This is a genomic window from Pseudomonas sp. V88_4, assembly GCF_029967985.1.
Lineage (GTDB): Bacteria > Pseudomonadota > Gammaproteobacteria > Pseudomonadales > Pseudomonadaceae > Aquipseudomonas > Aquipseudomonas glycinae.
The window spans coordinates 190156-209647 of record NZ_JASCAF010000047.1 but is presented as its reverse complement, the minus strand read 5'-3'; the positions used below and the strand labels follow the sequence as shown (position 1 = coordinate 209647).

Annotated in this window: 21 protein-coding genes; 14 read left to right on the top strand and 7 right to left on the bottom strand. The window is 60.8% G+C overall.

The annotated features are described in order from the left end of the window. The first annotated feature begins 74 nt into the window (after positions 1-74). From rfbC to QLG12_RS26485, 4 genes are all read left to right on the top strand, one after another. Positions 75-620, top strand: a complete 546-nt coding sequence (gene rfbC, locus QLG12_RS26500) for a dTDP-4-dehydrorhamnose 3,5-epimerase (protein ID WP_197869406.1) — start codon at positions 75-77, stop codon at positions 618-620. Positions 621-726: 106 nt separating this feature from the next. After that, complete coding sequence (locus tag QLG12_RS26495; protein ID WP_197869407.1) at positions 727-2535, top strand: ATP-binding protein; 1809 nt, start codon at positions 727-729, stop codon at positions 2533-2535. Continuing rightward, positions 2532-3920, top strand: a complete 1389-nt coding sequence (locus tag QLG12_RS26490; protein WP_197869408.1) for a sigma-54 dependent transcriptional regulator — start codon at positions 2532-2534, stop codon at positions 3918-3920. The genes QLG12_RS26495 and QLG12_RS26490 overlap by 4 nt, the downstream gene beginning before the upstream one ends. A 40-nt stretch (positions 3921-3960) precedes the next feature. Next, positions 3961-4416: a YiiD C-terminal domain-containing protein gene (locus QLG12_RS26485; protein WP_197869409.1), complete on the top strand. Its 456-nt coding sequence runs from the start codon at positions 3961-3963 to the stop codon at positions 4414-4416. 13 nt (positions 4417-4429) lie between these two features. On the opposite strand, the gene cysQ is transcribed toward QLG12_RS26485, so the two are convergent. Together cysQ and nudE are read right to left on the bottom strand one after the other, a co-directional pair. Next, on the bottom strand, positions 4430-5263 hold the full coding sequence (gene cysQ / locus QLG12_RS26480) for a 3'(2'),5'-bisphosphate nucleotidase CysQ (RefSeq protein WP_197869414.1): 834 nt from the start codon (positions 5261-5263) through the stop codon (positions 4430-4432). Between the two features lie 5 nt (positions 5264-5268). After that, entirely contained in the window at positions 5269-5835 is a 567-nt protein-coding gene (gene nudE, locus QLG12_RS26475; RefSeq protein ID WP_064382762.1) for an ADP compounds hydrolase NudE, read from the bottom strand. 88 nt (positions 5836-5923) lie between these two features. Between nudE and yrfG the strand changes: the two genes are divergently transcribed. After that, positions 5924-6586 carry a GMP/IMP nucleotidase gene (yrfG, locus tag QLG12_RS26470; protein ID WP_197869410.1) on the top strand — a complete coding sequence of 221 codons (663 nt, stop codon included), beginning with the start codon at positions 5924-5926 and terminating at the stop codon, positions 6584-6586. A 42-nt stretch (positions 6587-6628) separates the two neighbouring features. Here yrfG and lysM read toward each other — a convergent pair whose 3' ends face one another. Beyond that, on the bottom strand, positions 6629-7069 hold the full coding sequence (gene lysM / locus QLG12_RS26465; RefSeq protein WP_039764611.1) for a peptidoglycan-binding protein LysM: 441 nt from the start codon (positions 7067-7069) through the stop codon (positions 6629-6631). A 137-nt stretch (positions 7070-7206) separates the two neighbouring features. Here lysM and QLG12_RS26460 point away from each other — a divergent pair, with 137 nt between their 5' ends. The 4 genes from QLG12_RS26460 to QLG12_RS26445 all read left to right on the top strand — a co-directional run bounded on the left by QLG12_RS26460 (position 7207) and on the right by QLG12_RS26445 (position 12139). After that, positions 7207-8094 (top strand): LysR family transcriptional regulator, encoded by an 888-nt coding sequence (locus QLG12_RS26460; protein WP_074689469.1) that lies wholly within the window; start codon positions 7207-7209, stop codon positions 8092-8094. Between the two features lie 92 nt (positions 8095-8186). Beyond that, positions 8187-9026 carry a formate dehydrogenase accessory sulfurtransferase FdhD gene (fdhD, locus tag QLG12_RS26455; RefSeq protein WP_282475501.1) on the top strand — a complete coding sequence of 280 codons (840 nt, stop codon included), beginning with the start codon at positions 8187-8189 and terminating at the stop codon, positions 9024-9026. Then, complete coding sequence (locus QLG12_RS26450; RefSeq protein WP_197869412.1) at positions 9023-11371, top strand: FdhF/YdeP family oxidoreductase; 2349 nt, start codon at positions 9023-9025, stop codon at positions 11369-11371. The genes fdhD and QLG12_RS26450 overlap by 4 nt, the downstream gene beginning before the upstream one ends. A gap of 288 nt (positions 11372-11659) precedes the next feature. Continuing rightward, positions 11660-12139 (top strand): YMGG-like glycine zipper-containing protein, encoded by a 480-nt coding sequence (locus tag QLG12_RS26445; RefSeq protein ID WP_085698021.1) that lies wholly within the window; start codon positions 11660-11662, stop codon positions 12137-12139. Positions 12140-12204: 65 nt separating this feature from the next. Here the strand turns inward: QLG12_RS26445 and QLG12_RS26440 are convergent, their stop codons facing one another. The 3 genes from QLG12_RS26440 to QLG12_RS26430 all read right to left on the bottom strand — a co-directional run bounded on the left by QLG12_RS26440 (position 12205) and on the right by QLG12_RS26430 (position 15929). After that, entirely contained in the window at positions 12205-12636 is a 432-nt protein-coding gene (locus QLG12_RS26440; protein ID WP_236193043.1) for a thioesterase family protein, read from the bottom strand. A 31-nt stretch (positions 12637-12667) separates the two neighbouring features. Next, positions 12668-13891: a 3-hydroxyacyl-CoA dehydrogenase gene (locus QLG12_RS26435; protein WP_282475500.1), complete on the bottom strand. Its 1224-nt coding sequence runs from the start codon at positions 13889-13891 to the stop codon at positions 12668-12670. A 109-nt stretch (positions 13892-14000) separates the two neighbouring features. Next, positions 14001-15929: an ATP-dependent DNA helicase RecQ gene (locus tag QLG12_RS26430; RefSeq protein WP_282475499.1), complete on the bottom strand. Its 1929-nt coding sequence runs from the start codon at positions 15927-15929 to the stop codon at positions 14001-14003. A 234-nt stretch (positions 15930-16163) separates the two neighbouring features. Here QLG12_RS26430 and QLG12_RS26425 point away from each other — a divergent pair, with 234 nt between their 5' ends. Beyond that, complete coding sequence (locus tag QLG12_RS26425; protein WP_267895892.1) at positions 16164-16298, top strand: hypothetical protein; 135 nt, start codon at positions 16164-16166, stop codon at positions 16296-16298. A gap of 17 nt (positions 16299-16315) precedes the next feature. Here QLG12_RS26425 and QLG12_RS26420 read toward each other — a convergent pair whose 3' ends face one another. Then, the gene (locus QLG12_RS26420) at positions 16316-16819 is read right to left on the bottom strand and encodes a polysaccharide deacetylase (protein ID WP_197870125.1); all 504 of its coding nucleotides are present in this window, start codon (positions 16817-16819) and stop codon (positions 16316-16318) included. A 304-nt stretch (positions 16820-17123) separates the two neighbouring features. Between QLG12_RS26420 and QLG12_RS26415 the strand changes: the two genes are divergently transcribed. From QLG12_RS26415 to QLG12_RS26405, 4 genes are all read left to right on the top strand, one after another. Then, positions 17124-17405, top strand: coding sequence for a hypothetical protein (locus QLG12_RS26415; RefSeq protein ID WP_197870126.1), 282 nt, complete (start codon positions 17124-17126; stop codon positions 17403-17405). Between the two features lie 102 nt (positions 17406-17507). Continuing rightward, a complete protein-coding gene (locus tag QLG12_RS26410) occupies positions 17508-18635 on the top strand; it encodes a hypothetical protein (RefSeq protein WP_197870127.1) in 1128 nt (375 codons plus the stop codon). 47 nt (positions 18636-18682) lie between these two features. Next, the gene (locus QLG12_RS28705; protein WP_332264226.1) at positions 18683-18859 is read left to right on the top strand and encodes a hypothetical protein; all 177 of its coding nucleotides are present in this window, start codon (positions 18683-18685) and stop codon (positions 18857-18859) included. A gap of 326 nt (positions 18860-19185) precedes the next feature. Next, positions 19186-19485, top strand: coding sequence for a hypothetical protein (locus QLG12_RS26405; protein WP_197870128.1), 300 nt, complete (start codon positions 19186-19188; stop codon positions 19483-19485). Positions 19486-19492: the final 7 nt, after the last annotated feature.

The following is a 19492-nucleotide window of genomic DNA, read 5'->3' as shown; positions in this document are numbered from 1 at the left end:
GCAAGCGCCCCTCGCACCTGTCGAAGCTTTGCGCAAGAATGTCGGCCATTCACACCTGCCACTGGAAAATCTACATGAATGTAATCAACACCGACCTGCCTGGTGTCTTGATCATCGAACCCAAGGTATTTGGTGACGAACGCGGGTTCTTTTACGAAAGCTTCAATGCGAAGGCCTTTCAGGACGCGACCGGCCTCGAAACGCATTTTGTGCAGGACAACCATTCGCGCTCGCAGAAAGGCGTTCTGCGCGGGCTGCATTACCAACTGGAAAACACCCAGGGCAAACTGGTCCGCGTCACCGTCGGCGAAGTCCTCGATGTCGCCGTGGATATCCGTCGCAGCTCGCCGCATTTCGGCAAGTGGGTGGCCGTGCGTCTGTCCGCCGACAACCATCGCCAACTATGGGTGCCGGAAGGTTTCGCCCACGGTTTCGTAGTGCTGAGCGAGTTCGCCGAATTCCTCTACAAGACCACCGACTACTACAACCCGTCTTCCGAGCGCAGCATTCGTTGGGACGACCCGGATCTGGGCATCGACTGGCAGCTGGACGAAGCGCCAAAACTGTCGGCCAAGGATCAGGCAGCCGCCTTCCTCAAGGACGCCGACGTCTTTTCCTGAAGTCCTGTGTGAATCTTCAGCGCCGCTGCAGACCCGGCCACGGGTGCGCAGACTGCGCCGGCAAGCCTAGGCATAATGCGCCTGTACTCACAGGCGCTCGATGCTCATGACTCCGACCCTACCCCGCCGCCCCCGCTGGCGCAGTCTCGCCCTGCTGGCCCTGTGCCTGGCACCGCTGCTGTGGCCGCTGGAACATCTGGCCGAGCGCTATTACCGCAGCGAACTGGCCGGCCAGAACCGTCAGACCCTCGACCTCTACGTCGCCAACCTGCTGGGCACGCTGCATCGCTATGAAGTGCTGCCGCAAATCCTCGGCGACCTGCCGGCCCTGCGCGCGGTGCTCGGGGCGCCGGACGACGGCGTGACCCAGGGCAACGCCAACCGCCTGTTGAAAAACATTGCCGCGCAGACCGGCGCCGAAGTCATGTACCTGATGGACACCAGCGGACAGACCCTGGCGGCGTCGAACTGGGACAAACATGACAGCTTCGTCGGACGCAATTTCGCTTTCCGTCCGTATTTCAGCGAGGCCATGGCCGGACGCCTTGGACGCTTCTTCGGCCTCGGCACCACTTCGGCCAAGCGCGGTTATTTCTTTGCGGCGGCGGTGCGTAACGGCGAAAAAATCATCGGCGTGCTGGTGATCAAGGTTGACCTCGACCATACCGAAAGCCTGTGGGGCAAAACCCCGGAACAACTGCTGGTGACCGACCACAACGGTGTCGTCATCCTCACCTCGCGCCCGGAATGGCGCTTTCGCGCGACCCGCACCCTCAGTGAGGCCGAACGCGCGGCGATCACCGCGATCCAGCCCTACCCGACCCGCGAGCCGCGCCCCCTGAACCTGAGCCCGACCGCGTGGCTGCCGCAGACACAGGAGATCGCGGAAACCGGCTGGAGCGTCAGCATCCTCGCCCCGCGCACGTTGATCGACCGACCGGTGCGCACGGTAGTGGCAATCGGCGGCGCCACCTTGCTGGTGGTGATGCTGTTGCTGGGCCTGATGATGCAGCGTCGTCGTCATTACCTGGAACGGATCGCCTTTGAAGCCAAGGCCCGGCGGGAACTCGAAGGCCGGGTTGCCGAGCGCACCAGTGATCTCGAAGGCCTCAACCGCCGACTGAAACAGGAAGTGCTTGAACGCGAACAGGCCCAGCAGGAACTGGTGCGGGCCCAGGACGATCTGGTACAGGCCGGCAAACTCTCGGCGCTGGGGACCATGTCAGCGAGCATCAGCCACGAACTCAACCAGCCGCTGGCGGCGATCCGCAGCTACGCCGAGAACGCCGAAGTGCTGCTCGACCACGAGCGCACCGAAGATGCCCGAGGTAACCTCAAGCTGATCAGCGAGCTGACCGGGCGCATGGCTTCGATCATCGCTCACCTGCGCGCCTTCGCCCGCAGAGATCGCCACGCCCCGGAAAGCGTCGCCCTGCAACCGGCGCTGGACGACGCCCTGGCGTTGCTGGCCAAACGTCGCCGCAGCATGGACGTCGAACTGATCCGCGACCTGCCGGCCGCCACCCTGTGGGTCGAGGCCGGGGAAACCCGTCTGCGTCAGGTGCTGGGCAACCTGCTGGCCAACGCCCTCGACGCCCTGACCGAAAAAGGCCCGCCGCGTAAATTGTGGCTGAGTGCCGAATCCACCGACGAAGGCGTCAACCTGTACATTCGCGACAATGGCCCGGGCTTCTGCATGGAAGCACTGGGCCGTGCCAGCGAACCGTTTTACACGACCAAGACCCGCACTCAGGGCCTGGGTCTGGGGTTGGCCATTTGCGAAACCCTGATGCGCGCCTTCGGTGGTGAACTGTCGTTCGCCAACCACAAGCAAGGTGGCGCCCTGATCACCCTGCGGCTGCGCGCCGGCGCGCCCGGGGTCAGCCTGCAACCGTCCGAGGATCGAAGCGCATGACCATCGACAACCGCATCCAGGTGGTGCTGATCGACGACGATCCGCACCTGCGTCAGGCCCTCGGCCAGACCCTGGATCTGGCCGGCCTGAAAATTCTTCCGCTGTCCGAGGCCAAGGGCCTGGCCGCGCAACTGGAGCGAGACTGGCCGGGCGTCGTGGTCAGCGACATCCGCATGCCCGGCATGGATGGCCTGGAGCTGTTGAGCGAACTGCACGCTCAGGATCCGGAACTGCCGGTGCTGCTGATCACCGGCCACGGCGACGTGCCACTGGCCGTGCAGGCCATGCGCGCCGGTGCCTATGACTTTCTGGAAAAACCCTTCGCCAGCGACGCCCTGCTCGACAGCGTGCGCCGCGCCCTGGCCCTGCGGCGTCTGGTGCTGGACAACCGCAGCCTGCGCATGGCCCTGAGCGATCGCAACGAGTTGAGCGCGCGTCTGGTCGGTCAATCCGCGCCGATGTTGCGCCTGCGCGAGCAGATCGGCGCACTGGCGGCGACCAAGGCCGATGTCTTGATCCTCGGCGAAACCGGCGCGGGTAAAGAAGTCGTCGCCCGCGCCCTGCATGATCTGTCGAGTCGGCGTAACGGCCCGTTCGTGGCGATCAACGCCGGCGCGCTGGCCGAATCGGTGGTCGAAAGCGAATTGTTCGGCCATGAGCCCGGCGCCTTCACCGGCGCGCAAAAGCGCCGGATCGGCAAGTTCGAATTCGCCAATGGCGGCACGCTGTTCCTCGACGAAATCGAGAGCATGAGCATGGACGTGCAGGTCAAACTGCTGCGCATGCTGCAGGAGCGCGTGGTCGAACGACTGGGCGGCAATCAGTTGATCCCGCTGGACATCCGCGTCATCGCCGCCACCAAGGAAGACCTGCGCCAGGCTGCCGATCAGGGACGTTTCCGTGCCGACCTGTATTACCGCCTCAACGTGGCACCGCTGCGCATTCCGCCACTGCGCGAACGGGGCGAAGACGCGTTGATGTTGTTCCAGCATTACGCCGACGAAGCCAGCGCCCGCCACGGACTGCCACCTCACGAACTGCAACCGGCACAACGGGCGTTGCTGTTGCGCCATTCATGGCCGGGCAATGTGCGGGAATTGCAGAACGCGGCGGAGCGTTTTGCCCTCGGTCTGGAGCTGGCGCTGGACAACACACAGCCCGATGGCAGCTCCGGCACCACCGTCGAGATCACTGCAGGAGGGCTCAGCGAACAAGTGGAAAACTTCGAGAAATCCCTGATCGCCGCCGAACTGGCCCGCTCTCACAGTTCCGTGCGCAGTCTCGCCGAAGCCCTGGGCATTCCGCGCAAGACCCTGCACGACAAATTGCGCAAGCACGGGCTGAATTTCGCCGGCAGCGGCGGCCAGTCAGACGAATCCGAATGAACTTCACTCAATACACCTTTCTGCCGCAAGAGGTTCGGGCATGAAGCACGACAGTCGTTATCTGGAATCCGTCCTTCACCACGACATCCCGCTGACACGGGACATGGGCCTCAAGGTGCTCGACTGGCACGAGCAGCAATTGCGTCTGCACCTGCCGCTGGACGCCAACGTCAACCACAAGAGCACCATGTTCGGCGGCAGCCTGTACTGCGGCGCGGTGCTGGCGGGTTGGGGCTGGCTGCATTTGCGTTTGAAAGAAGAAGGCATCGAAGACGGGCACATCGTGATTCAGGAAGGACAGATCAGTTATCCACTGCCGGTCACCGGCGATGCCATTGCGATCTGCCCGTCACCGAGCGCGGCGGTGTGGAAGAAATTTCTGGCGATGTATCAACGCTACGGACGGGCGCGACTGACGCTGCATACGCGAGTCGTCAATACAGGAAGCAATGAAGATGCGGTGACGTTCAGCGGGCAGTACGTCCTGCACCGCTGAAGACAAAACGCGCTTACGAGCGGGCGAGTTCGAGCAGCTTCGTCCGCCATGCGGCTTTCGCCGGCAACGCCAGGAAGAAACCGTTCAACAACGACTCCCGTGGTGGGTAACAGAACGCTTCGCCACTCAGGTCCAGCACCTCGCCACCCGCCCCTTCCAGAACGCCCTGCGCGGCTGCGGTGTCCCACTGCGAAGTCGGCGCCAGACGCGGGTAACAGTCGGCAGCACCTTCGGCCAGCAGACAGAACTTCAGCGAACTGCCGATATTGGCCAGTTGCAACTCCCCAAGGCTGGCGCTCAGACCGGACAGCAAGCGTTCCTGCTCCGGGCTCGAATGGCGGCGGCTGGCAACCACCGTGAACGCTTCGCCAGGACCCGGTACATCACGCACCTGAATCGCTACCGGCGAACCGCCCGTGTCGCCGCGCCAGGCACCGAGTCCCGCGCCGCCAACGTAGAACCGTCCGTTGGTCGGCATCGACACCACACCGAACACCACCCGGCCATTCTCGATCAACGCGATATTGACGGTGAATTCTTCGCTGCCGCTGATGAACTCCTTGGTGCCATCCAGCGGATCCACCAGCCACCAGCGCTGCCAGCCGGCGCGCACGCTTTGCGGAATATTGGCGTCCTCTTCGGACAGCACCGGAATGCTCGGATCCAGCGCTGTCAGGCCGGCCACGATCACGTGATGCGCGGCCATGTCCGCCGCCGTCACCGGCGAATCATCGGACTTGGCGGTGACGGCCACATCGGCACGCCAGAACGGCAGGATCGCCTCACCGGCCCGCAATGCCAGCTCAACCACCGGCGCCATCAACGGATGGGGAAAATTCATCGGCATCTCACTCATGACTGGAAAAATCCGCGCTGGGTCAGCAAATCGCGGGTCAGGTACAACGCCGCCAGGGCGCGTCCCTCACTGAAGTTCGGATTCTGCGCCAGTGCCGACAGCTCCCGCAGATTGACCTTGTCCACACGCATCGGCTCGGGCTCATCGCCTTCGAGGCGTTCTTCGTACAAATCGGTGGCCAGCACCACCTGGATCTTCTGGCTCATGTAACCGGGGGACAACGACAGCTCGGTCAGATGCTCCAGTTGTCGCGCGCCATAACCGGCTTCTTCCTTGAGCTCGCGTTCGGCGGCAGCCAGCACGTCTTCGCCGGGTTCGATCAGGCCTTTGGGCAGCGACAGTTCATATTCGTCGGTGCCGCCGCAGTATTCCTCGACCAGCACCGCGTGCTCGGCATCGAGCATCGCCACGATCATCACCGCGCCATAGCCGGCGCCCTTGCCGACCAGTCGCTCGTAGGTACGTTCCACGCCGTTGGAGAAACGCAGCTTCAGCTCTTCGACGCAGAACAGCCGGCTGGTGGCGACGATCTCGCGGGCAAGTACGGTGGGTTTCTGGCGCATGCAAAGCTCCTTGGCGTGAACGCGCTACTATAACGCGGCTTTTCCGATTGTTTGCGTCGGATATCTTTCTACCGTTCGAGACGTTGCCATGCCTTCATTACCGTGGTCCGACATCGATACCGTTCTGCTGGACATGGACGGCACGTTGCTCGACCTGCATTTTGACAACCACTTCTGGCTGGAACACCTGCCGCAGCGCTACGCCGAACTGCACGGCGTGAGCCGGGCGATGGCGGAAATGGAACTGCAGCCGTTGTTCGAGCGCCATGCCGGTCAGTTGCAGTGGTACTGCCTGGACTTCTGGAGCGCGGAACTGAAGCTGTCGGTGCGTGAGTTGAAACTGGAAACCGCCCACCTGATCGCCTTGCGCCCGGACGCCGACACTTTTCTGGGGGCGATCAAACGCGCCGGCAAACGGGTGGTGATGATCACCAACGCCCACCGCGATTCCCTGTCGCTGAAACTCGAACGCATCGAACTGGCGCCGTACTTCGAGCGACTGATCAGTTCCCACGATTACGGTTATCCCAAGGAGAACCCGCAATTCTGGGAGGCGTTGCAGGCCGACATCGACTTCGACCCGGCGCGCAGCCTGTTCATCGACGACACCTTGCCGATCCTGCGCAGTGCCCGAAATTTCGGCGTGGCGCATCTGTTGGCCGTCAGGGAACCGGACAGCCGCAAAGGGCCGAAGGACACCGGGGAGTTTGCAGCGGTCGAGGATTATCGGGATTTGATAGCAGGACTCTGAAGACTGCGGGAGCCGCCAAAGGCTGCTCCCGCAGGCGTGTTGTTACTCGGGAATACGCAGCGTCTGCCCCGGATAGATCTTGTCCGGGTGTGAAAGCAGTGGCTTGTTGGCCTCGAAAATCTTGTTGTACTGGTTGGCGTTGCCATACACCGCCAGGGAAATCGCGCTGAGGGTGTCGCCCTTCTTCACGACCACAAAACGCGCCGCCGCCACAACCGGACCGGTCACGGTGATCTGATCGTCGACGCTGCCGACGCCGGCAATGTTGCCCACCGCCAGCAGAATCTTCTCTTTTTCTTCCTGGCTCGCCACCTCACCGGTAACCGTCACCTTGTCACCGTCCACGGTCGCCTGGACATTGGGGTTACCCAACCCGACCTTGCTGATATGTTCCTTCAATTGCTCGCTGGCATTGGCATTGCCGGGGGTCAACAGGTCGAGCAACTTCTCACCGGCCTCTTTCACAAAGCTCAAAAGACTCATCGCGCACACTCCTTGATTAAAGTTCCAGACGCCCAAGCCTAGACCACGCCGGACAAACCCGGTTGCGGCCCGACCAATGACCCTGCCCCCGTGCAAGCGGTAGAATCGCCCACCCTTGCCAGCGCCCCGGAGCGAAGATGGACATCAAGCAGCTGAAATTCCTCATCGCCCTCGACGAAACCCGCCATTTCGGCCAGGCCGCCGCCCGCTGCCACATCACCCAACCGACGTTGTCGATGCGCCTGCGCAGCCTCGAAGAAGAACTCGACCTGCCACTGGTCAACCGTGGCCAGCGCTTCGAAGGGTTCACCGCACCAGGCGAACGGGTGCTGGCCTGGGCGCGCACGGTGCTGGCCGCCTATGACGGTCTGCAGGCGGAAGCGGCGGCCTGTCGCGGCAATCTGATCGGCACCCTGCGGCTGGGCGTGGTGCCGTTGTCGAGTTTCGATGCGCTGCCCCTGATGCAACGCCTGCACGCGCAACACCCGAACCTGCGCTTCGAACTGTCTTCGCTGAGCTCGGAACAGGTTCTGGAGCAACTGGCGAACAACCGCATCGACATTGGCGTGTCTTACCTGGACCGCCTCGACGGCGAGCGGTTTGAATCCCTGGCCTTCAGCGAAACGCAGATGGGCCTGCTCTACGACCAGCGGTTCTTCAACTTTGGTGAGGCACCGTTGAGTTGGGAATCGCTGATCGAACTGCCACTGGGCATGCTCACCAGCGGCATGCATTTTCGCCAATCCATCGACCATAACTTCCACAGCCGTGGCCTGACGCCACAACCGTTGCTGCAAACCGACGCCGTTCACCAATTGTTGCAAGCTGTGCACGGCGGGCTGTGCTGCGCGGTGATGCCATTGGACGGCGGTCTGGAAAACCTCACGGATAACCTGCGCCTGCAACCCATCGAAAACGCCCAGACCCTCGCCCGCCTGGGCCTGATCATGCGTCGCGGCGCCCCACGCTCGGCGCTCGCCGAGGCCTGTTTCGCGCTCTATCAAAAATCACCCACGGACGCTTGATCGACGGCATCTATCGAAGGATCGACACTAGCGATTAGACGCGACATCTTGCCGCGCCTAGTCTTAACGTTGATCAATCCATCGGTGATGCCATGAACGCCAAGCGCCCGGCCTGCGCGGCGCCTGCTCTCGAAACACCCGCGCCTGCCGCCAGTCAGACCTACAGCTACAGCGATCTCCCCCTCGCGGAATCGGCCAGCACCGCGCTGGCCGAAGAAGTCGCGTTGGCGATTGCCTACAACGGCATCAGCCAGGCCGTCATGCTGGTCACGCCGACCGACCTTGAAGACTTCATCGTCGGCTTCAGCCTCGGCAGCGGCATCATCGAAGACGCCTCGGACATTTACGATCTGCAACTGAGCGGTTCGGGCTCGGCGCAATACGCGCAAGTGACCATCGCCAACCGCGCCTTCTGGAACCTTAAACAGCAGCGCCGGCAACTGGCCGGCACCAGCGGTTGCGGGTTGTGCGGCGTGGAAGCGGTGGAGCAGGCGCTGCCTGAGCTCAAGGTTTTGCCCGGCGCACCGTTGCCGCCCGCCGAATGGCTCGATGGATTGCGCCAGCGTATCGGTGCGTTCCAGCCGCTGGGCCAGCATTGTGGCGCAGTGCACGCGGCGGTGTTCATGAACGCCAGCGGTGAATTGCTGCTGGGCCGCGAAGACATCGGCCGGCACAACGCCCTCGACAAACTGATCGGCGGCCTGATCCGGCAAAAGATATCCACAGTCGGTGGCCTGGCGATTGTCACCAGCCGTTGCAGCCTCGAATTGATCCAGAAAGTTTTGCGGGCCGGGATTCAGACCCTGGTCAGCCTGTCCGCGCCCACCGGCCTTGCCGTGCAATGGGCCCGGCGCCACAACCTCAATCTCATCCACCTGCCGCAGAAAAACGCGCCGCGGGTGTATAGCCCAGAAATGGAGAAACACCCGTGAGCCAACATCATCAAGCCGACCAGAAACCCGTTCCGCGCTACAAGCCTTACAAGGGCCCGGCCGGTGGCTGGGGCGCACTGATCAGCGTGGCGCAGGCCTGGCTGACCAGCGACAACGCGCTGAAAAATCTGCGCATGATGCTCAAGACCAACCAGAACGGCGGCTTCGACTGCCCGGGCTGCGCCTGGGGCGATTCGCCGGAAAGCGGCATGGTCAAGTTCTGCGAGAACGGCGCCAAAGCGGTGAACTGGGAAGCGACCAAGCGCCGGGTCGATGGCAAATTCTTCGCCAAACACAGCGTCACCTCGCTGCTGGAGCAGAGCGACTACTGGCTTGAATATCAAGGTCGTCTGACCGAACCGCTGGTGTATGACGCCGAAACCGATCGCTACAAACCCATCAGCTGGGACGATGCCTACGCGCTGATCGGCAAACACCTTCAAGCGCTGTCGAGTCCGGATCAGGCCGAGTTCTATACTTCGGGCCGCGCCAGCAACGAAGCGGCGTACCTGTATCAACTGTTCGTGCGCGCCTTTGGCACCAACAACTTCCCCGACTGCTCGAACATGTGCCACGAGGCCAGCGGCGTGGCGCTGGCGCAGAGTGTCGGTGTCGGCAAAGGCACCGTGACCTTCGACGACTTCGAACACGCCGATGCGATTTTCGTCTGGGGCCAGAACCCTGGCACCAACCACCCGCGCATGCTCGAACCGCTGCGTGAAGCAGTCAAACGCGGCGCCCAGGTGGTGTGTGTCAACCCGCTGAAAGAACGCGGTCTGGAGCGTTTCCAGCATCCACAGCATCCGCTGGAGATGCTCACCAACGGCGACAAACCGACAAATACCGCATATTTCCGCCCGGCACTGGGCGGCGACATGGCGGTGTTGCGCGGCATGGCCAAGTTCCTGCTGCAATGGGAGCGCGATGCGCAGAAGGCTGGCGCGCCGGCGGTGTTCGATCACGACTTTCTCAATGAGCACAGCGTCAACGTGCTGGAATACCTCGGCGTCGTCGATGACACGCCGTGGGAGCAGATCGTCGAGCAGTCCGGCCTGACCCTGGTGGAAATCGAACAGGCGGCGCGCATGTACGCCAAAGGCAAGAACGTGATCATGTGCTGGGCGATGGGCATCACTCAGCATCGTCACTCGGTGCCGACCATCCAGGAAATCGCCAACCTGATGCTGCTGCGCGGCAACATCGGCAAGCCCGGCGCCGGTCTGTGCCCGGTGCGTGGCCACAGTAACGTGCAGGGCGACCGCACCATGGGCATCAACGAACGTCCGCCGGTGGCGTTCCTCGATTCTCTGGAGCGTCGCTTCCAGTTCAAGGTGCCGCGCCACAACGGGCACAACGTGGTCGAGGCGATTCACGCGATGGCCGAAGGTCGGGCCAAGGTGTTCATCGGGCTGGGTGGCAACTTCGCCCAGGCCACGCCGGACAGCCCGCGCACGTTCCAGGCCCTGAGCAACTGTGACCTGACCGTGCAGATCAGCACCAAGCTCAACCGCAGCCACCTGGCCCACGGCAAGGACGCGCTGATCCTGCCGTGCCTGGGCCGTACCGACATCGACATCCAGACCGAAGGCCCGCAGGCCGTCACCGTGGAAGACTCGTTCAGCATGGTGCACGCCTCCAACGGTCAGTTGCAGCCGCTGTCGAACCAGATGCGCTCGGAGCCGTCGATCATCGCCGGCATCGCCGCCGCGACCCTGGGCAGCAAACCGGTGGACTGGAACTGGCTGGTGGCCGACTACCGACGCATCCGCGAACTGATCGCCGACACCATTCCGGGCTTCAAGGACTTCAACGAGAAGGTCAAGAACCCGGGCGGCTTCTACCTCGGCAACAGCGCCGGCGCGCGCAAGTGGAACACCACATCCGGCCGGGCCAACTTCAAGCCGAACCTGCTGCCCAAAGACTTGATCCACGAACGCACCCGCGCCACCGGCAAACTGCCGGACCTGATCCTGCAATCGATGCGTTCTCACGATCAGTACAACACCACGATCTACGGTCTCGACGACCGTTATCGCGGGGTGAAGGGACAGCGTGACGTGCTGTTCGCCAACGAGGCGGACATCATTCGCCTGGGCTTCAAGCCGGGGCAGAAGGCTGACATCGTGTCGCTGTGGGACGATGGCCGCGAGCGTCGGGTGAAGGGCTTCACGCTGCTGGCGTTCGATATCCCTGCGGGGCAGGCGGCGGCTTATTACCCTGAGGTGAACCCGTTGGTGCCGCTGGAAAGCACCGGCGATGGCAGCCATACGCCGACGTCGAAGTTCATCGCTATCCGGCTGGAAGCGGCGAGTGAGACGGGGCTGATCATGGCCAAGTCGGCCTGATTCTGATTGCTCCCACGCTCTGCGTGGGAGCGCAGCCGTGGACGCTCCGCGTCCGAAAGTCAGACTCGATACATCTCGCAGATACTTTTCGAACGCCCACAAAAAAGGCCGCCTTGTGATCAAAGCGGCCTGTCCGAAGTAGCTAAAGACCGGCGAAAAACCGTTAAGTTCCGCCCAAAAATCAGCAACTTGCAGAATTGTATACAGGTCGTGCTATTCGTCGGATTTCGATTGTCACGCCCATCGCAGAGCCTCAGGATCGCGCCGTCATCCCTTTGAGGCTCCTCTATGAAGTTCTCCTCGATTCTCTTGTTGTCCCTTGGCCTGGTCAGTGGCTTCGCTTCTGCCGGAGGCACCACCGAAGCAGGTGTGGGCGGCGCATTGGGCGGGGTTCTTGGCTCGGTCGTCGGTCAATCCTTAGGCGGCAGTACAGGTTCAACCATTGGCGCGGCCCTGGGCGGCGCGGGTGGTAGTGCGGTGGGCGCCGACAAGCGCAGCCGTGGCGAAGCAGCCATCGGCGGTGCGCTGGGCGCAGCCGGCGGCAACGTGGTCGGCCGCAGCATGGGCGGCACCACCGGCAGCCTGATCGGCGCAGCAGCCGGCGGCGGCGCGGGTGGCGCGCTGGGCAACTACATGGGCAACAAGAGCGATGACGATGATCGTCGTTACGATCGTCGCCATGATGATCGTCGCTATTACCGTGACCGTCACCCAGGTCGTGGTCATGCCTATGGCCATCGCAAGCACCACCGCTACTATCGCGACTGAGGCTTGGCCTCGTTAGCCGATACACCCAGATCGCAGCTCCCCCGGGCTGCGATTTTTTTTGCCCGTTACACCGTCAGGCGCTCCAGCGCTTCACGCAATGGGGCCGGGATCGACACCGGCTGATTGGACGCCCGGTCGACGAATACATGCACGAAGCGCCCGGCGGCACTGGCTTCCTGTTCTCCCTCTTTGAACACCGCCAGTTCGTATTGCACTGAACTGTTGCCCAGTTTCCCGACCCGCAGGCCAATCTCGATTCGATCCGGAAAAGCGATCGACGCGAAGTAGTCGCAAGACGAACTCACCACAAACCCCACCACCTCGCCGTCATGAATATCCAACCCTCCAACCTGGATCAGGTAGGTGTTCACCGCCGTGTCGAAGAAGCTGTAATAGGTGACGTTGTTGACGTGGCCGTAGGCGTCATTGTCGTGCCAGCGCGTAGTGATCGGCTGGAAATGCGGGTATTCGCTGCGTTGCGGCATCGGGTTGGACATCAGTGTTGATTCCTGGAGTGATCTGCCCAGTCTAAAGGTAAAAACCCTTGCCTCGCGCCGCCAGCTCGCCGATCAATGGCGCCGGCCGCCAGTGATCGCCCTGCCGGGTCTCCAGCGCCAGCAATCGCTTGTGAATATCGGCCAGCCCCTGATCGTCCGCCCAGGCCATCGGCCCGCCCCGCTCCGCCGGGAAGCCATAGCCATTCAGATAGACCTGATCGATGTCATGCGCCGACTCGGCAATCCCTTCCTGCAGGATCTTCGCGCCCTCGTTGACCAACGCCAGCAGACACCGCTCGAGGATCTCCTCCGAGCCGATATCCCGCCGATGAAACCCCAACCCTTCGCTGACACTCAACACCAGCGCATCGACCTCGGGATCATGCTCGGCCTGACGGCTGCCCGGCTCGTAATGGTAATAACCGTTGCCGGACTTCTGACCGAACCGACCCAGTTCGCACAAACGGTTATCCACCTGAACCTCTGGCGCGTCCTGCCCCTTGCCCGCCAGTTCACGGGCACGCCACTCGAGATTGATGCCGACCACGTCGTACATGCGAAACGGCCCCATGGCAAAACCGAAGCTCTGCAACGCCGCATCGACCTGATGCGGGTACGCCCCTTCGAGCAACATCTTGCGCGCTTCGAGCACGTACGGATGGAGCATGCGATTGCCGATAAAGCCGTGGCAGTTGCCCGATACCACGCTGACCTTGCCCATGCGCTTGCCCAGGTCCAGCGCAGCCTCCAGCACAGCCGGTGCGGTCTGCGCGCCACGGACTATTTCCAGCAACTTCATGATGTGCGCCGGGCTGAAGAAATGCAGGCCCAGCACTTGAGTCGGCCGCCGTGTCGCGGCCGCAATGGCGTCGATGTCCAGCGCCGAAGTATTGCTCGCCAACAGCGCCTCGGGCTTCAGCACGCCATCGAGCTCGCGGAAGATCTTCTGCTTGAGCTCAAGATTCTCGTACACCGCTTCGATCACCAGATCCACGTTGCGGATCGCCACATAGTCGGCCGCCGTGCTGACACGGGCGATCCGTGCATCGGCTTCGGCCTGATCGATCCGTCCCTGCCGCACGTTGTGTGCATAAGTCTCGGCCACGCTGGACAGCGCCTGCTCGAGCATCTGTGGATTGTTATCGACCCACTGCACTGACACGCCGGCATTGGCCAGGCACATGACAATGCCGCGGCCCATGGTTCCGGCGCCGATCACGGCGGCCTGCTGAATAGTGGAGGATGTCTGGCTCATGTTGTTCTCTTGTTGGCGATCCGAAGACAGCCATCACCATAGTCAGCCGCCGGGCATTTTTGAAGTTCATTGCCGTGATGATCGACATTCAGCAGATGGATTCGAGACCTCAAAGATGCGCCTGAGCCCAGGCCCGAACCTCGGCGTAGGGATACTCCTCCAGTGCCGCAAACCCGGAAATGGCCCGAGCCTTGAGTTTGGTAAACAGCGGCACACTGATTCCGCAGAGGAACCGGGTCAGCCGCTCGGCCGACGGAGCACTGCCAGCGTGCTGCTGATGCCTGTGGATAAATTCCCCACACAACTCCGTAAAGTTTTTATCCACAAGCGCCGGCAATTCCGGCGGCGCCGGCAGCCGGGCGACTTGCCCATGGCACACGGAACAATGTCCGCACCGCTGAGGCGCATTGTGATCGCCAAAATATTCGGCCAGCCGATAACCGAGACATCGCTCGGTGGCGAACAGCTCAAGCATGGCGTGAATCCGCGCCACTTCGGTTTGCTCATGGCGGGAGAAGTACTCATGCAGTTCAGCGCTCAAGGCCTGGCCGTCGCAATCACCACGCAGGACGTTGTAGACCTCGGTCATCTGCTTGCTCTCAAGCTCGACCCAGCCCTTCTCCTGGAAATAATCCAGTGCCTTCACCACCCGGTTTCGATCGGCGGAATACTGCTCGTACATCGCCTCGAAATTCACTGTGGCCCAAGTGCGCGCGCGGCTCGACGTGTGTATGATTGCGGCGACAAAATCCCTGCGCTCACCTTCGAATCGCTCGAGCAAAGCCTCGGGCTCAAGCAGATATTTGAAACGGTACTCGGCGTAGTACGCGTAGCGCGGGGCAATCAGTCCTCGCAACTCCAATTGCACCAACAGCGTCTTCAAGGGCAATGCACGAATGTTGCTCTGATCCGCCAGCGGCCCGAGCAGAAACTCCCATTGGCCCTCCGATGCGGCGGCCTGCATCTCGTCCAGCACATGGCGAATGCCGTCCTGTTCCGGCGTGTCGCCATACACGAAGTTTTCCAGCACGTTGAGGCTGTCGCGGTTGGCCAGTACCAGGCAGTCGGACGGCTGCCCGTCACGCCCCGCACGGCCGATTTCCTGGCTGTAGTTCTCGATGGATTTGGGCAGGTCGAAATGCACCACGTTGCGGATGTCGCTCTTGTCGATGCCCATGCCGAAGGCGATGGTGGCGACGATGCAATTGGACTGCCCGCCCATGAAGCGTTTCTGGATCGCGTCCCGTTGCTCATGGGGCAACCCGGCGTGGTAAGCCTCGGCCTGAATGCCATTGCGCTCCAGATGTTCGGCAATCTGCTCGGCAGTTTTCTGCAGGGTGACGTAGACGATGCTCGGCTGACCCGCGCGCGCGCTCATCCACTCCACCAGCCGTCGGCGCTTGTCCTGTCCACGCACCGGCTCGACCAGCAGATTAAGGTTGGGCCGATAGAAACCAGTGGTCACCACATCGTCTTCAGCAATGGAGAATTTCGCCTGCATGTCGGCGATGACCTTCGGCGTTGCCGTGGCGGTCAGCAGCAGGGTTTGCGGGATGTTGAACTGACGCTGGTAGTCCGGCAGCTTGAGGTAGTCAGGGCGAAAGTTGTGGCCCCATTCGGAGATGCAGTGCGCCTCGTCCACCACCAGCAGCGAGATCGGCACCTGCTGCAAAAAGTTGCGAAAGCGCTCGTTCTTCAAACGCTCCACGGAAATCATCAGGATCTTCAGTTCGCCCGAACGGGCGCGGGCCATCACATCGTTGGCGTCTTCGCGGCTCTGCGCCGAATCGATGCTGCCTGCGGATATCCCGTGCCGGCGCAAGAACTCGAGCTGATCCTGCATCAGCGCCAGCAACGGTGAGACCACCAGCGTCAGGTGTGGCAGCAAGAGTGCCGGGACCTGGTAACAAAGGGATTTGCCGGAGCCGGTGGGAAATATCGCGGCTGCCGAGCGCCCGGCGAGCACAGCGCTGATCGCCGCTTCCTGGCCGGGTCGAAACTGTGGATAACCGAAAACCTGTTCCAGGGTGTTGTGCATTCGCTGTCACTCCGTTGACCGCTGTGATGCCAACAGCCTAGCGGGCAATTGCAGCGAGTCGAGAATAGGTCGGGGGTCAAATCGAAACGGGATGATACAGGGTCGACGGCTCGGTCAAGGGATCAATCAAATGAAACACTTTGTTCATCGCCGTGTGGAACGACCCGAGGGTAATGTCCGTCACGCCTTGAGCCAGGACGGCCCATGTGCATGGATTTTTACCAAGGAGTGAATATGTCGAACAACTTGAAATTGCCTCTCGCCCTGATCTTTGCCTCCCTGCTGCTGGGAGGCTGCACGCCCTCTCCAGACGACTTTCCGCCGATCCTGGCCAGCGTTGTGACCGTCACCGAAGCGCCATCGACTTAACCCCCGCAAGCGCTGTGTCAGGGCCGCAATACGGCTACCCGCAGTTGCTCATCCAGTACCCGTTCATGCACATCGAGGCTCTTGCTCGCCCATCGTGCATGAGCCGGGCTGATATCGCCGGTGAAGGCTGCCGCCAGTTGACGCAAGTCGGCAATACTGCGGACACGGGGGCAAAATGCTTGCTCGTCGCAGTGAGTGCTGGCATTGCGGTAGGTGTTGAGCAGGCGATCCCACAGTCCGTCGCGTACTTGTCTGATCGACTTGAGCTGCATTTGCTGCACGCCCAGTCGTTGTGTGAGTTGCGGCTCGTCCAGGGTTTCGCTTGCCAGCAGAGCCTTGGCGAAAACCAGCACCTGCGCGCGGGCAGCCGTGTCGATGTCGGCCTGAGTGGCGAGCGCGTCGGGCCAACCGGTGCGCTCCAGGTTGGCAAGCACCAACCCGCTGCCCGCGTCGGAGGCCAACGCCAGACGACAACCACTAACCCACAGCAAAACGATCGAGGCCATTCGTAGCCACCGCATACCTAATTCCCTTTAAGTCTGTGCAGGACGCTTGGAAACGCCCTACGGATTCTGGCGCGCACCATACAGAGGTTTACTCTGAAACACCTGATAATCACGTCGGAAAATTCGCCAATAAGGGTTTGGCTTTGAAAAACCGAAAAAACATGTAGGGCAAATGCTCATATCATGGAAAAAACCCTTACGAAATCTGTCCATTGCGGCCGTCTTGTCCCTCCGGTCAGCGCCCTTCTATAGTGGCTGGCGCGACTGAAAACTCTGTGTCGGCTCACCGAAGCGACTCCGTAAGGGACACACCTTGATCATGAATATGTACAAACCGCTGAATACCCGTTTTCGCCCTCTCAAGACTTGCGACAGGGAAAAACCGGTATTGGTTATCGACACCGAGGCAGAACCGGGAGACCTGCTCAATGCCGCCGATCAACGTCTGCGTGCCGCCAGCGATCTGCTGGAAACTCTTTACTGCTTGTGTTTCAAACAGGCCGATGTGAAAGACATCCCCAACATCGTCAATGCGCTTTATTTATTGACCCAAGACGGTTGTGACTTGCTGGAAGTTGCCAGGCAACGAATAAATAATTAACGCCAGATCCAAAACTTACAAAGTTCGCAACAACCCATCGCTTCCATTACTGCAAATTTGAGAACTAGCCTGTTTGCTCTTACATCAACCAGGAGCAATAACATGACTACGTTAACTATTTTCTTTTGCGGTACAGGTTCGACAAAGTTTGATAACGCCCACGAAAATTATTGGAATGGTGAATTGGTATCCACACTCGCCTCACATCACGCGGGTCGCGAGTTCGCCGAATGGATCGTGGTCGACGGCCCCGGTACCAGTAACCTGCAAGCCGATGAACTGTTCACCCAATCAAAAGACTACGGCCTCAGCGGAACCCTGTTCGGCAAGGGCTGGGAGGAAAACGTCCAGCACGCGATAAACATCATCAAAGGCAAGTGTGACTGGCAGCGCGAGCAATTGACCGAAGCGGAATACAACCGCCTCAAAGCCGCCGGTATCCCGATTGAAGATGTAAAGGTCGAAGGTTCCTGGCTATGGCGCAAATATAACTATGGCGACCGCAGCGTCACCCAACAGAAATTGCAGGAACAAATCATTAAAACCTTCCGCAAGGACGGCGTTATTCCAACAAAAGTCAATCTGGTGGGCTGGAGCCGTGGCGGTATCAGTTGCCATATGCTGGCCAACGCCATGTTCAATGACAGCATGCTGACAAACATTCCGGTTAATATCTTCGCCATTGATCCGGTACCCGGTATCGGTAACTTTCAGGAGCACAGGGTTAAACTCAATTACAACGTAAAGGAATACGTGGGCTTTTATGCACGGGACGAGCGCTCCAAGGGTTTCAGCTGCGTCATCCCGCAAACCGCGACCGGCACCAAGACCAGCATCTTCCCGATGCCTGGCCGTCACGCCACCCTGGTCGGTAACGCCTCCGCCGATGGCAACAGTGGTCCCAAAGTGCTGGCCGAACCCGGCCTCATCGTCCGCCACTTTGCCGAGGTCTGCCTGAAACGCTGGGGCACCGTACTCGACAAAAACCTCAACCTCACCGACGCCGACCTTCGCAACCACACCGCCGCCATCGTCAACGCGGCAGCGAAATACAAAGCCATGGAGAAGTGCTCCTACACCTGGTTCACCGAGCTGGATCAAGGCGAACGCTACGTATCGCTGGGCAGCAAAGGCGTGCCGTTCTCGACGGTGAAAGGCGGGATCTACACCCCGGCGACCGGGTTGACGACGAGTGTGCTGGATGTTGAGGCGTATCGGGCGATTCGTTGAGGCGGGACTTGTAACAGACGTCAACACAATCACGGGAGAATTGAACGATGGATAGATCCACTGACGGAATTGAACCTCACTGCGACGAAGAGACCTACAAAGAGTGGGTTACTCGGCAAGTTCAGAAAAGCATCGATGATCCACGGCCAAGCATCCCCGATGAAGAGTCGAGACGCTTGATGGCAGCGAAACGTGAACTGTTGAGAACACGCAAGAATTCGTAGGAACGACCCTATTAAATATTCATCCACGTCCTACATGGAGTGATGCCTTATCGGCTATCACCGTTTGTTAGCTCAAATCTATAGTCGTGACTGTCGCTGCCAAATCAGCGACTCGGGTTTGGTCACCTGAAAATGAGAGAGAAACTTCGCATGCCCTTGTATGCTTGCCGCCTGATTCACGCGGCACGCTTTATGGCGGCTGTGTTTGGGACGCTTCGGCGTACCTGGAGTTCTCTCTCTCTGGTTGACCAACCCGAACACAGTCCGCCTCCTATCGTTTGGTCATGATGTTGGCGGTTCTTCGGATACTTGAGAGAGTCTAACCAATGAAATCATGGAACCAGTTCCCCAACGATCGCTACAGCCCACTTGATACCAACCTCACCGACACCAAGCCATTGGTCATCGACACCTATGCCAATCCGCAAGATATTCTCGAATGCGCCGTCCAGCGCCTGCGCGCCTCAAGCGACCTGCTGCAAACCCTCTACTGCCTCTGCTTCAAACACGCCGATGTAGAAGACATTCCCCACATCACCCACGCCCTTTACCTGCTGACCAAAGACGGGTTTGACCTGTTGCAGGTCGCCCAGCAACGAATGCTCAACTGGAAAGCTCCAGTCTGAGGTTGAG